General features: G+C 51.0%; 14 protein-coding genes. 2 read left to right on the top strand and 12 right to left on the bottom strand.

Annotated features, from left to right (window positions below):
* Positions 1–13: 13 nt before the first annotated feature.
* The 12 genes from BLR09_RS22785 to BLR09_RS22730 all read right to left on the bottom strand — a co-directional run bounded on the left by BLR09_RS22785 (position 14) and on the right by BLR09_RS22730 (position 10,917).
* Positions 14–988, bottom strand: a complete 975-nt coding sequence (locus tag BLR09_RS22785; RefSeq protein ID WP_093208135.1) for a hypothetical protein — start codon at positions 986–988, stop codon at positions 14–16.
* 10 nt (positions 989–998) lie between these two features.
* The gene (locus tag BLR09_RS22780; RefSeq protein ID WP_143011194.1) at positions 999–2,018 is read right to left on the bottom strand and encodes a hypothetical protein; all 1,020 of its coding nucleotides are present in this window, start codon (positions 2,016–2,018) and stop codon (positions 999–1,001) included.
* Between the two features lie 96 nt (positions 2,019–2,114).
* Positions 2,115–3,554, bottom strand: coding sequence for an amino acid permease (locus BLR09_RS22775; protein ID WP_093208132.1), 1,440 nt, complete (start codon positions 3,552–3,554; stop codon positions 2,115–2,117).
* 135 nt (positions 3,555–3,689) lie between these two features.
* A complete protein-coding gene (accC, locus tag BLR09_RS22770) occupies positions 3,690–5,030 on the bottom strand; it encodes an acetyl-CoA carboxylase biotin carboxylase subunit (RefSeq protein WP_093208131.1) in 1,341 nt (446 codons plus the stop codon).
* Between the two features lie 48 nt (positions 5,031–5,078).
* Positions 5,079–5,543, bottom strand: a complete 465-nt coding sequence (gene accB / locus BLR09_RS22765; RefSeq protein WP_093208129.1) for an acetyl-CoA carboxylase biotin carboxyl carrier protein — start codon at positions 5,541–5,543, stop codon at positions 5,079–5,081.
* Between the two features lie 36 nt (positions 5,544–5,579).
* Positions 5,580–6,143: an elongation factor P gene (gene efp, locus BLR09_RS22760; RefSeq protein ID WP_093208128.1), complete on the bottom strand. Its 564-nt coding sequence runs from the start codon at positions 6,141–6,143 to the stop codon at positions 5,580–5,582.
* Positions 6,144–6,304: 161 nt separating this feature from the next.
* The gene (locus BLR09_RS22755) at positions 6,305–7,291 is read right to left on the bottom strand and encodes a beta-ketoacyl-ACP synthase III (protein WP_093208126.1); all 987 of its coding nucleotides are present in this window, start codon (positions 7,289–7,291) and stop codon (positions 6,305–6,307) included.
* Between the two features lie 61 nt (positions 7,292–7,352).
* Positions 7,353–8,288 carry a phosphate acyltransferase PlsX gene (gene plsX, locus BLR09_RS22750; RefSeq protein ID WP_093208125.1) on the bottom strand — a complete coding sequence of 312 codons (936 nt, stop codon included), beginning with the start codon at positions 8,286–8,288 and terminating at the stop codon, positions 7,353–7,355.
* Positions 8,289–8,442: 154 nt separating this feature from the next.
* Positions 8,443–8,637, bottom strand: coding sequence for a 50S ribosomal protein L32 (gene rpmF / locus BLR09_RS22745; protein ID WP_093208123.1), 195 nt, complete (start codon positions 8,635–8,637; stop codon positions 8,443–8,445).
* A 65-nt stretch (positions 8,638–8,702) separates the two neighbouring features.
* Positions 8,703–9,263, bottom strand: coding sequence for a YceD family protein (locus BLR09_RS22740; RefSeq protein ID WP_093208122.1), 561 nt, complete (start codon positions 9,261–9,263; stop codon positions 8,703–8,705).
* Positions 9,264–9,397: 134 nt separating this feature from the next.
* Complete coding sequence (locus tag BLR09_RS22735) at positions 9,398–9,871, bottom strand: YdeI/OmpD-associated family protein (RefSeq protein WP_093208120.1); 474 nt, start codon at positions 9,869–9,871, stop codon at positions 9,398–9,400.
* Between the two features lie 5 nt (positions 9,872–9,876).
* Positions 9,877–10,917, bottom strand: coding sequence for a toxin-antitoxin system YwqK family antitoxin (locus BLR09_RS22730; RefSeq protein WP_093208119.1), 1,041 nt, complete (start codon positions 10,915–10,917; stop codon positions 9,877–9,879).
* A 167-nt stretch (positions 10,918–11,084) separates the two neighbouring features.
* On the opposite strand from BLR09_RS22730, the gene fcl reads away from it, so the two are divergent.
* Both fcl and BLR09_RS22720 read left to right on the top strand, forming a co-directional pair.
* A complete protein-coding gene (gene fcl, locus BLR09_RS22725) occupies positions 11,085–12,026 on the top strand; it encodes a GDP-L-fucose synthase (protein WP_093208117.1) in 942 nt (313 codons plus the stop codon).
* A 221-nt stretch (positions 12,027–12,247) separates the two neighbouring features.
* Positions 12,248–12,877, top strand: a complete 630-nt coding sequence (locus BLR09_RS22720; protein WP_093208116.1) for a porin family protein — start codon at positions 12,248–12,250, stop codon at positions 12,875–12,877.
* Positions 12,878–12,910: the final 33 nt, after the last annotated feature.

Here is a 12,910-nt window from a genome sequence, read left to right as displayed (position 1 = left end):
TAAATTTTATATTTTACCAAAGTGGATATCCACTATTAATCCAAGCATTTTGTGGTACATCTCCATTCACCTGTTGGCTAATAAATCCATTTAATTCCACTGAAAAATAGTGCCCCGCTTGACTACCAACCATAGCATAAGAAAACTGCTGTAAAGGGATTTTTAAATCACTAAAACTAACTATAACATCGTTAATATTGATATTATTCTGATTATTTTGAGGATACCAAGTAGAAGGTGACGAACTTGTTAGCACTTTTGTTTCGCCTGTAAGAGAATAGGATATATGCCGAGCTTCATTCGTCGGATCCCATCCGGTTCTAGCCTTAGATTCAAGCTTAATCCGCAGATCCAAGTATGCAACTACAACCCTGTTTCCCACAAGCATAATCTCTTGATAAGTAACCAGTTCATGGACGTATTTTCGCCTACCCTGTGCAGGCAGACCATTATATTGCTCCAGATAAAATTCCTTCTGATGTCTGGCATCTATCTCAATATTAGTGAGATATGATCTTCCCGATTTGCTGGCCGGCATCTGCAAAACATTTGAAGAAAATTGAGCAACAACATATTTATCTCGTCCGATTTCATTATTCTCAAATTCAGACATATCTGAAGAAGGAATGGCATACTTTACTCTCTTCGTTAGATCGTATCGAAAAATTGTGTCTGCAACCTGATACTCCATGTTGGAATTCAATACTGGGTAATAGCATGCAGGAAAAGGAAGCGTATCCCTTCCCGCCACCTCGACCTGTTTTCCAATAGATTCAAAATTTTCCGGTAAAAGCGACTTGGTGATTTTCGATCTCTTCGCATCAGATAGATCCATCAACGTCATTCTGAAAAGCTTCTCATTGGCAAAACGCAATCTGCCGCCGATTACCGATATTGAATTGTCAGTCCTTAGCTCATCTGATTTTTTTTGGCAAGACGTCCAGAGGGTTGCAAACAGAAATGCAAGAATGCAAATACTTTTTTTCATGTTATTTTATTTACCAAAGCGGATATCCTTCATTTGTCCAACTATCCATAGGAATACCACCAACTATCTCCTGAGTGATAGATCCATTTACTTCCACAGAGAATTGATGCTTAATTGTTTCTGCACCAACCTCCCACCACCACATATAAGTAAACTTGTGAAGAGTCAGTTTAACAGTACCGACCGTCGGGAACATTTCTGAAAATCTAAATGTAGTTTTATTTGTCGCTGGATCCCATGTATTAGGATTAGACTTAGTAATTACTTCTGAATCTCCATAAATATTACACCAAACATACCTTGCCTCTGTTGCATTATTCCATCCGGTATTTGCTTTTTTTTCCAGTTTTATTTGGAGGAATAGATAGCTTTCAACTATCGCTTGCGAAGACATTTGCAATCCGCTTGCCTCATAATATGCCCATAACTCATGTACGTATTTGCGGCGGCCACTCGCACTGCCCATGTTATATTGATGGATCATAAACTCCTTCTGATGCCTCGCATCGATCCCTTTTTCCGATATCGAAACCCTTCCTCCTGTGGATCTCATTTCGACCGGCGTGCTATTAAAACGGGAAAAAATATATCTATCTCCGGGATTTAAGCCATTTTTTGCTTTTGTATAAGCATCCGTTTCGTTTTTGGAAAATGCATATTTCACCTTTCTTGATACATCATATCGATAAATTGTATCAGATATTGAGTATTCAAGATTCTCGTTGAGAATTTCGTATATCTCAGAAGGAAAGTGAAGAGTATCAGAGTTATTTTCTCTAAAATAGGATTTCAGTGATCGAAAACCTTTGTTCTCTAATCTCGAAGTAATCTCCTTGTATCCTTCCTTAGTTGACAGTTTTTCAAGAGTCTGTCGGTATTGATCCCTTGAAGAGAAGGCAATACGATCTCCCGAAATTGTCAGATCTTCCTGGCTTACAACAGGTTGCAATATCTCGTGACCACAGGAAAATAAAAGAAAAGAAATTGAGAGAGCAAAACAGCTCTTAGCAACGCGAAAGAATGATAACATTTTAGATACTTTGTCTGGATTGGATGGTACAAACTTAATGTGCTTTTCTTAACTCGCAAAGATTTATTTTTAAATGTTAATCAACCAGAGATATAACTATTTGTCGCTCAGCTTACTCTTCTTCTTTCCATACAAAAAATACACGCCAAAGCCCAGAATCAGCCAGACGAAGAGACGAATCCAGGTATCCAGCGGCAGGGAGAGCATCATTACAAGGCAGGTCAAGATACCAAGAATCGGAACGAGCGGTACCCACGGCGTCCGGAACGGGCGGTGCGCATCCGGCAGGCGTTTCCGGAGGACGATTACTCCGGCGCAGACCATGACAAACGCCAGCAGTGTTCCGATACTGACCATTTCCCCGACAACCTGAATCGGAAGAAATCCGGCAAAGAGGCAGATAAACAGACATAGCAGCATATTGGACTTATACGGCGTCCGGAATTGCCGGTGCAGGCTCGAGAATACCGGCGGAAGGAGGCCGTCTTTGCTCATCGAATAAAACACCCGCGATTGCCCCAGAAGATCGACCATGATGACAGAGGTATATCCTACCAGAATCCCGAGAATAATCAGTTGTCTGAGCCAGGTATAGGGCGTCTTTTCAATGGCTACGGCGATGGGGGCGGCATTGTTCCGGAACTCGGTGTAGTTTGCCATGCCCGTCATCACAAAACCGAATACCACAAACAATACCGTGCAGATCGCCAGGGAACCGATAATACCTACCGGCATGGTTTTCTGCGGATTACGGGCCTCCTGGGCCATCGCCGCGACAATATCGAAGCCGATGAAGACGAAGAAGATCACGCCGGCGCCGCGCAGAATACCGCTCCAGCCAAACTCGCCGAAGGTTCCGGTATTTTCCGGGATATAGGGATGATAGTTGGCCGGATTAATGTACTTCAGGCCGAGGGCAATGAATACCAGTACGACAGCCACTTTGATAACTACGATAACGGCATTCACCCACGCCGAGCCTTTCGTTCCCCGGATGATAATCGCTGTGATGAGTATCACAATCAGTACAGCCGGGAGGTTGATCAGCCCCTGCACGGCAGTGCCGTCTTCCAGTACCTTCTGTTCAAAAGGCCCCATCGTAAACGCGGCGGGCAGGTGAATACCATACCCGCTGAGAAATTTCGTCAGGTATTGTGACCAGCTGATGGAGACCGTTGCGGCGCCGACGGAATACTCCAGTACTAGGTCCCAACCGATGATCCAGGCGAAAAACTCCCCCATCGTCGCGTAAGCATAGGTATAGGCGCTGCCGGCCACCGGTACCATCGAGGCAAATTCCGCATAGCAGAGCGCACTGAAGGCGCATCCTACGGCTGCTACGAGGAACGAAAGGGTGACGGCCGGACCGGAGTGATTGGCCGCTGCGATACCCGTCAGGGAAAAAAGCCCGGCGCCGATGATGACACCGATCCCGATGGCGATGAGATTCCAGCTGCCGAGGGTTCTTTTCAGCGTACCGGAGCCCTGCTCGGCCGCTTCTGTTTGCAATGAAGTGATGGTCTTGATCCGACTCATTTAGTCTATCTTTTTGATAGGATAAGTTACAAAGATACGGATTGAGGCCATCCGGCAAAGTCCCCGGCGTGATCCATCGGGCATAAAAAAAGCGGGCGGGCCTTCGGCCCGCCCGCTCAGGGAAAAGAAGACTTCCTACAGTCCTGAGAAATCGAAATCATTCAGGAACTGGGTTGTGAACTGACCGGCCTGGAAGTTCGGATCATCCATGAGACGGAGGTGGAACGGAATCGTCGTTTTCACTCCTTCAATGACGAACTCGGACAGAGCCCGTTTCATCCGCGTAATCACTTCTTCCCGGCTCTGGCCCGATACGATCAGCTTGGCGATCATCGAGTCATAGTTCGGGGGAATGGTATACCCTGCATACACGTGGCTGTCGACCCGCACACCGTGCCCGCCGGGCAGGTGCAGCGTGGTGATCTTGCCGGGCGCCGGGCGGAAGTTGTTTCCGGGATCCTCGGCGTTGATCCGGCACTCCATCGCAAAGAGTTTCGGGGTGTAGCTCTGACCGGAGATAGGCACGCCGGCCGCTACCTTGATTTGTTCCTTGATGAGGTCGAAATCGGTTACTTCTTCCGTAATCGGGTGCTCTACCTGAATACGGGTATTCATTTCCATGAAATAGAACTTACCGTGCTTGTCGACCAGAAACTCGATCGTTCCGGCGCCTTCGTATCCGATGGCGGAAGCGCCTGCGATAGCGGCTTCACCCATTTTCTCACGCATTTCAGGCGTGATGATCGGAGACGGCGTCTCTTCCACCAGCTTCTGGTGGCGGCGCTGAATGGAGCAATCCCGCTCTGACAGGTGACACACCCGTCCGAACTGGTCGCCAACGATCTGGATTTCAATGTGGCGGGGTTCTTCGACGAACTTCTCCATGTAGAGGCCGTCGTTACCGAAAGCGGCAAGCGACTCCGTACGGGCGTCGTTCCAGGCTTTCTCGAACTCCGCTTCTTCGCGGATTACCCGCATTCCCCGGCCGCCGCCGCCGGCAGTGGCCTTGATGATGACGGGATAAATGCCTCTGGCAAGTTCAATTCCCTGCTCGAGCGAATCCAGAAGGCCGTCTGAACCGGGGATAACAGGCACGCCGGCAGCTTTCATCGTCGCCTTCGCCGTGGCCTTGTCGCCCATGGAATTGATCTGCTCGGGAGTAGCCCCGATGAATTTGATACCGTACTCCTGGCAAATGCGGGAGAACTCCGCGTTTTCGGAGAGGAATCCGTATCCCGGGTGAATGGCGTCTGCGCCGGTTACTTCAGCGGCAGAAATCAGGTTCGGGATACTCAGGTATGACTGACGGCTGGGCGCCGGGCCGATACAAACGGCCTCGTCGGCAAAGCGAACGTGGAGGCTGTCGCGGTCTGCCGTCGAATATACAGCCACCGTTTTGATGCCCATTTCCCGGCAGGTACGAATGATCCGGAGGGCGATTTCGCCACGGTTGGCGATCAGTATTTTCTTGAACATCTTGGTTTGATTAGGGTCCGTAACAAGCGCTTCGAGGTAACCCTAAATTCACGCAGGTTCTACCAGGAACAGCGGCTGGTCGAATTCGACCGGCGTTGCGTTTTCCACGAGGACTTTCACGATACGGCCGGATACTTCCGATTCGATTTCGTTGAAGAGTTTCATGGCTTCGATGACGCAGAGTACCTTGCCCGGCTTGATTTCAGAACCGATTTCAACGAAAGCAGGAGCTTCCGGGCTTCCGGACCGGTAGAACGTTCCGATCATCGGCGACTTAACCGTGATGAGGTTGGCAGCAGGCGCTTCCGCAGCGGCGACCGGGGCAGCAGCCGGGGCAGCGGCAACGGGAGCCGGCGCAGCGATCTGCGCCACCGGAGCAGCAGCAACAGGTGCAATAGCCGTCCCGGCATATCTTTTGACGCTGATTTTCAGCTCGTTCGTTTCAATATTTACTTCATCCAGTCCCGATTGGGCAATGAAATCAAGGAGGCGTTGAATGTCTCTGGTTTCCATACGATGTTTTTTGGTTTTTTCAGTCTGCCTGGGGGCTTATTTGACCCGTTCAACGTAGTCGTAGCTCCGGGTGTCGATGCGGATTTTTTCTCCCTGCTCGATGAAAAGCGGTACCATGATTTTGGCGCCGGTTTCTACTTCGACGGGCTTCTTGGGAGAGTTGGCGGTATCGCCACGGATTCCCGGCTCGGCATAGGTAACTTCCAGTTCCACAAACGGAGGCAGCTCCATCGTCAGCGGCGCTTCCGTTTCGGTGTTGATGAGGATCTCAACGTTCTGGCCTTCCTTCATCAGGTCAGCGCCTTCGACAATCTTCTCGTCGAGCAGGATCTGATCAAATGTTTCCGTATCCATGAAGTTGAAACCGGTCTCGTCCTTGTAGAGGAACTGGAACGTCCGGCGCTCTACCCGAACCGGATAGATGGACACGCCCGAGTTAAAGGTATTGTCGATGACACGTCCTGTTGTCAGGTTGCGGAGCTTCGTCCGAACGAAAGCAGGGCCTTTGCCAGGCTTCACGTGGAGGAATTCGACGATTTGGAACAGGTCGTTATTGTGATTGATGACCAGGCCGTTTTTGATATCTGCGGTCGTTGCCATTGGGTGTATTGTTTTTGTCCGGCACTCCGTCGCCGGAGTATCAAACGATTTTTATTTGGAGGCTCCTTCACTGCCATCCGGGAGGAATGGCTTTTCGGAGAAAGGGTCGGTCGGGTGGAAAAGGTACGGCATTTGCCGATAAATACCGTACGGTCAGGCAGTTAAATACCCCATTTTACGTAGGCAGCACCCCAGGTGAAGCCGCCGCCGAAGGCCGCCAGAACGAGGTTATCCCCCTTCTTGATCCGGCTTTCGTAGTCCCAGAGGCACAGGGGTATGGTTGCTGCGGTGGTATTGCCGTATTTGTGGATGTTGAGCATGACCTTTTCGGGGCCGATACCCATCCGGCTCGCGGTTGCGTCGATGATCCGCTTGTTGGCCTGGTGTGGCACCAGCCAGGCGACGTCGTCGCCGGTGAGGTTATTCCGCTCCATGATTTCCGCAGCGGCTTCTGCCATGCGGACGACAGCAAACTTGAACACAGCCTGGCCTTCCTGACGGGCAAAGTGCTCGCGGTTCTGTATCGTCTCCAGGCTAGGGGGGTATTTGCTTCCGCCGGCTTTCTGGTAGAGGTGCTGCACACCGGTGCCATCGGAATAGAGGCGGGAGTCGCAGATGCCGAACCCGTCGGCAGACGGTTCCAGCAATACGGCACCTGCGCCGTCGCCGAAGAGTACACAGGTCGTACGATCCTGGTAATCCACAATAGACGACATCTTGTCGGCGCCTACCACAATGACTCTCCGGTATTTCCCGCTTTCGATAAACTGGGAACCTACCGTGAGCGCATACAAAAACCCGGAGCAGGCCGCTCCGAGATCGAAGCTCGGGGTATGTCCGAGGCCGGCGCCTGCAGCGATCAGGTTGGCCGTAGCCGGGAAGACGAAATCAGGCGTCACCGTTGCACACAAAAGCAGGTCGATGTCTTCCGGACGGGTATTGGTCTTTTCCAGCAGGCCTTTCACTGCCTGAATACCCATTTCGGAGGTTCCGCGCCCCTCGCCCTTCAGAATCCGGCGTTCCTTGATACCTGTCCGACTGGTAATCCACTCATCGGACGTATCAACCATGGTAGAAAGCTCCTCGTTCGTCAACACATAATCGGGCACGTATCCATGGACGCCCGTGATTGCTGCAGTGATTTTCATATGCATTGGGCATAAGACACGGGGCAAAAGACCAGTAATGCCTTTTGCCCCGTGTCTTTGCTTAACTTAACGCTTGCTTGATCTTCAGGTAAACTTCCGATTCAACCTGACGTTTCGCCAGAAGGATCATATTCTTAATCGCCAGCGGAGAGGAAATCCCATGGGCGATCATCACATTTCCGTTCAATCCGAGGATCGGGCTTCCGCCGATGGCCTCGTAATTCATGTGGCTCAGGAATTCGTCGTTTACACCCCGTGATTTCAGGATTTCATACACCGATTCCGCCATTTTGAGGATCACGTTGCCGGTAAATCCGTCACAGACAATGACGTCCGTCTTATCGGTGAAGAAGTCTTTCCCTTCCAGGTTACCGACAAAATTATATTTCTTGTTCACCTTCATCAGCTGATAGGCAGCCTGAACCACGAGCGATCCCTTCTGCTCTTCTTCGCCGATGTTGATGAGAGCCACCCGGGGATTCGGAATCCCGAGGGTATATTTTGCGTAAATCGAACCGATTTCCCCAAACTGATCCAGCATTTCCGGCTTGCAGTCGGCATTGGCGCCAATATCGAGAAGAACGGCAAACTGACCCGAAACCTGCGGCGCAAAGCCGACAATCGCGGGACGCATGATCCCTTCCACCGACTTGACGCTGAAGAGCGCGCCAACGTGCATAGCTCCCGTATTTCCGGCCGAACAGAACACATCAATGGCCTGTTCTTTCAGCAGCCGGAACCCGACGCTGATGCTCGAATTCGGTTTCTGGGCAAGTGCCTTGGTGGGGTGTTCCCCCATCAGAATCACTTCGGATGTATGTACAATTTCTATGTTGCCTGGAAGCGGCCGGTCGCCCAGCACTTCCTGAATTGCCGCCTGGTCTCCGACAAGTACGACCGTCACCTGCTCCGGCAATTCCGGTGAAACCAGCAACGCACCTTCAACTATCGCATGGGGAGCGAAATCACCGCCCATGGCGTCAACTGCAATCTTCATTAAGCTAACCAGTTTGGTGGCGGGCAAAAATAAGGCATTCGCCAAAAAAACGAATGGTTAATTGCTAATCGTTCGACTGAAAGAGCTTCCGTGCTTCCACAAAAGTCTCATTTTCACTGAACCATTAACAATTAACCATTCCCGAAGCCCGCATTTAGGCGTTCGCTTTGTAGTTTTCTACTACCAGTTTACCACGGTAATACAGGTTGCCTTCGTGTACGTGTGCGCGGTGGTACAGGTGTACTTCGCCCGTAGTTGCGTCCGTTGCGAGTTGCTTTACAGTCAGGTTATCGTGCGTACGGCGTTTATCGCGACGGGTGCTGGAGTGACGGCGTTTAGGGTGTGCCATTGTTTTTCTTAATTAGGAGCCTCATACAAGACGAGGCCGTTTGTTGTTTTTCGTAGTTTTTCGATTCACTGATCCTTGCTCCGGCCATTCTTCAGTTGCTGAAGCGCCGCCCAGCGGGGATCTACTTCCGGCTCCGTCTCCTCGTCCGGCTTGGCCGACGAATAGACGAGCGTCTGATCCTCCTCCTCTTCTTCCTCTTCCTCCGGTTTCCGGAACCGGGGATGAAGCTTTTTCATGGGAACTGTCAGACCAATAAAGTCGAACAGGTACCGGGCCACATTGATGGTCGTCGTTTCCCAGGTGATGATCTCGATTTCATCGGACAGTACTTCGTTCCTGTCCCCGAATTTCAGAATCATCTTTTCCTTTGCCCGGAATGGCTCGTCGAACGGGTCCAGGCTACGGTCACAAATCAGTTCATACGTTCCTTCGATGTCGAACGAAAGCTGGATCATCGTCGATGACTTGTCCAGACCTACCTTCGCCCGGAACGCTCCTTTACGGATTAATTCCTGATCCAGGGCCGCAAAAAACGCCTCTCCCCCCTCGAATTCAAAGTCGTAATGCTTGTTTTCGAGCTGGACGATCTCAATGTCGTACTTTCTCAGTTCTTTCGAGTTAAGCATACTGGCGTCAAAAAGGCTCGCAAAGTTAGGCCAATCTCCTGATTTTTACAAAAGTACAAAACTCATTTTTTCTCAACAGCCTGGAAAGGATGTATTTCCATGCTATTCTCCCGCTCCGGAAACAGGCAGATCCGCTACTTTAACCGCCGGATCATTTCAAGAGAACGTTCGATGCGCTTGTCGACCGACTTCGCCGAACTCACCCAATACAGTATATTCCGCTGCATGCTGGGCTTCAGTTCCAGAAACAGCCGCCGGCCTTCGTCGTCCGTATCCAGCACCGCCTGAAATTCTTCCGGCATGGGCCGTCCGAACTCGCTTGTATCCGGTATAAGGGACAGGGACAGTCGCTGCCCGACGGCCAGTTTCAGTTTTCGCCGGATATCCGTCCCGACCAGGATGAAAAATCCTCCCTGACCATCTGACTGTATCGCACAATGAAAATCGAGCAGGTGATTGAGGGTACAGACCAGGCGGGAATGCCCGGATTGTTTCACCTGTTGAGCTATTTCCGCCGGAACAGCGACAAAATGCAGCCCTCCCCGGTCTTCGAGCCGGTCCAGGACACTGTCAAAGCAGATTGGGTTTACTTTCGAAAAAGATTCCATTCCGGTCAGAAACGTTCGGCCGCCGGCTCCTCTTCCTTCTTCGCTTTTCCTTTGTATTCGTAGATGAGCTTGCCTTTGTTGTCGTACTCGCGCAGTACTAACGGTTCTGTTTCTTCGTACTTCGTGCGGCCATACTGCGTGTCTTTCTTCGTGCGCCCGCCGGACCCGAACTGATAGTATTCCCGCCAGATTTTTACTTTGACGGAATCGTCCATCTCTCCTTCCTCCTTCAGCTGACCACCTTCATAAAACGAGCGGTAGAGCCCGGTATACTTCCCGAACATCTTCGGAACGATCTCCTTTACTTTCGTATGTGCGTCGTCGTAATACGTAATAACCGACTCTCCCGGGAAACCCTTGTCATATACCTGCTTGTCGATCAGCCCTTCGTCTCCGTCCGGGTCGCGGCCATATTTTTCCCAGCGGCCGTGTTTAGCTCCGAGGTAGTAAAACCCTTCTTCTTCCAGGTGTTCTCCCTTGAACCGGCGGTAAGGGCCGTGCAAAATCTGCGCGTAGTTTTTATCCTTGATGGGTGTCGCCAGAATCCGGTGCGCGCGGTAGTCGAACCAGTAGACGTCCCGGACCAGCGGGCTCGGTTGCTGATAGGTTTTCAGTACGAAGAAATCTTCAACGGTCACATTATCGCCCGACCCCAGCCGGTTTGAAATACGGGTGACGGCAATACCTTCGTAATCGTTCCGCAGAAAGTTATTGACCTTTTTCTTTCTGTTTTTCCGGCGACTGGTCTTCAGTTTCAGGCCCAGGTCTTTCGGCAGTTCGTCGGTACTGAACTCTCCGAGCGGCGTAGAGGCGCCCGCGCCGGCAGAAACCGCCTCAGCCGCTGCTTTTTTCAGGTTTTCCTTACTGCTGAGCGCACCCTTGATTTTATCTTTCTTCTCCTTGAGTTCGTCCAGCACCGTCTTCCGGTTGCTCTTTTCGATCAACGGCTTCTTACTCGTGGTCAGGGCCGTATCGGCCTGGGCATAAGCACCCGTCCGTCCGAGGCAGACGAAGGCAAGCAGCAGGGCCGTGGTGAAGAGTCGCATACGTGTCGGTCAGATTGGAAATGAGAATGTTCTAGGAAACGCCACCACCGGGGAATTATTTCCTGCCGGCAGGCATTCTCCCTGCAAAGATCGTAAACATGTATGGGAATCTTTGCGATCTTCGCGGCAAACAACTGAGTCTGTTTACGTAACCTTTTATCATAGCAGTGGAAAAAAGCGCCAAAATCTATATCGCGGGGCACCGGGGAATGGTCGGTTCGGCTATTCTTCGCAAGCTTCAGCAGGAAGGCTATTCGAATTTTGTTCTCCGTACCTCCAAAGAACTTGATCTCCGCAATCAGGCAGATGTCTTTCGTTTTTTTGAGGAAGAGAAGCCTGAATACGTCTTTCTCGCCGCGGCCAAAGTCGGTGGTATTGTGGCCAATAATACCTACCGTGCCGATTTTCTGTACGAAAACCTGATGATCCAGAACAACGTGATTCACGCCGCCCATGTAGCCGACGTGAAGAAACTGATGTTCCTCGGATCTTCCTGCATCTATCCGAAAATGGCTCCGCAGCCGCTTCGGGAAGACTACCTGCTGACCGGTTCCCTCGAACCCACCAACGAACCGTATGCGATCGCCAAGATTGCCGGTATCAAGATGTGTGAATCGTACCGGCGGCAGTATGGGCGGAATTTTATTTCCGTCATGCCGACTAACCTGTACGGCCCCAACGACAACTACGATCTGCAGAATTCCCACGTTCTTCCTGCTCTCATCCGGAAATTCCATGAGGCAAAGGTTCAGGGACAGCCGTCTGTCGAAGTATGGGGAACAGGCTCTCCGCTCCGGGAATTCCTGCACGCAGACGACCTGGCTGACGCCTGCTATTTCCTCATGCAGGAGTACGACGGCGAGGAGTTTGTCAACATCGGAACGGGAGAAGACCTTTCGATCAAAGACCTGGCTTTACTTATCAAAGACATTGTCGGGTTCGACGGCGAGCTGATCTGGAATACCTCCAAGCCGGATGGCACTCCACGCAAGCTCATGGATGTCAGTAAGTTGCACCATCTCGGCTGGCGGCACCGCATTGAACTTCCCGAAGGTATCCGGCAGGTTTACGAAAAATTCGTCGAACACGAAGATATCCGGGTACTCTGATAACCGGCCTTTGTTTTTAAGAGGGACCCTCCGGCGGAGGGTCCCTCTTTTCATGCCTGAAAGCCAGGATCATCCAACAAAACACCCTGATTTTAACATTTTTTGACGGAAGGCTTAACACTCTTTAACGGCACCTTGTACCGGAATTTCCCCAAACCCCGACACCTTTGATTCGTCCTCCGGGACACGAACCGAATTCAACAGGGTTTTCCCGTAATGCCATGAAAAAAGTATTGATTGCTGCCGTTCTGACCTTTTCTGCCTTTGTTTCCCAGGCTCAGTCGTATCGTTATCACCCTTCCGGAGACGGCTCGGGCGTACGGTTCGGACTCAAGGCCGGTGTCAATTTTGCCAATGTGATTGTTTCGCCTCGTCCCGGTAACCTCGTCAATGGCCGTACGGATTTTCATGCGGGCCTTTTCGCCGAGATTCCGATTACGGAGAAAGTAAGCTTTCAGCCCGAAGTACTTTACTCCCGGCAGGGATTCAAGGTGGTCGACGGCTTCGGCAATGTGACGATGAATATGATTAATGTTCCGTTGCTCCTTAAACTTCATGTCACGCCGGCGGTCTCTATCGTTGCCGGTCCGCAGGTAAGCTACCTCGCCAATGCCCGTATCGGCCTGAACAACTGGTTTGCCGTCAATTACAACGACGCATTCCGGCGGACCGGGATCGACGGAGTAGCGGGTCTCGAGTTTGAAACCGGGGATTTTGTGATCGGAGGACGGTATAGTTACGGGTTCAGCAACATGAACAAGGACTTCAGTTTCACCGACAACATGCCCCTCAACGATATTTTCCAGCTGCGGAATTCCACGGTACAACTTTCCGTCGGCTACAAGTTCTGATCGCCTTTTCCCCTGAAAGCCATGAAAAAAGGT

Origin of the sequence: Siphonobacter aquaeclarae, assembly GCF_900103285.1 — a bacterium.
In the GTDB taxonomy this organism is placed as follows: Bacteria; Bacteroidota; Bacteroidia; order Cytophagales; family Spirosomataceae; genus Siphonobacter; species Siphonobacter aquaeclarae.
Note: the sequence above shows the minus strand (reverse complement) of the source record. Positions and strands in the feature narration are given on the sequence as shown.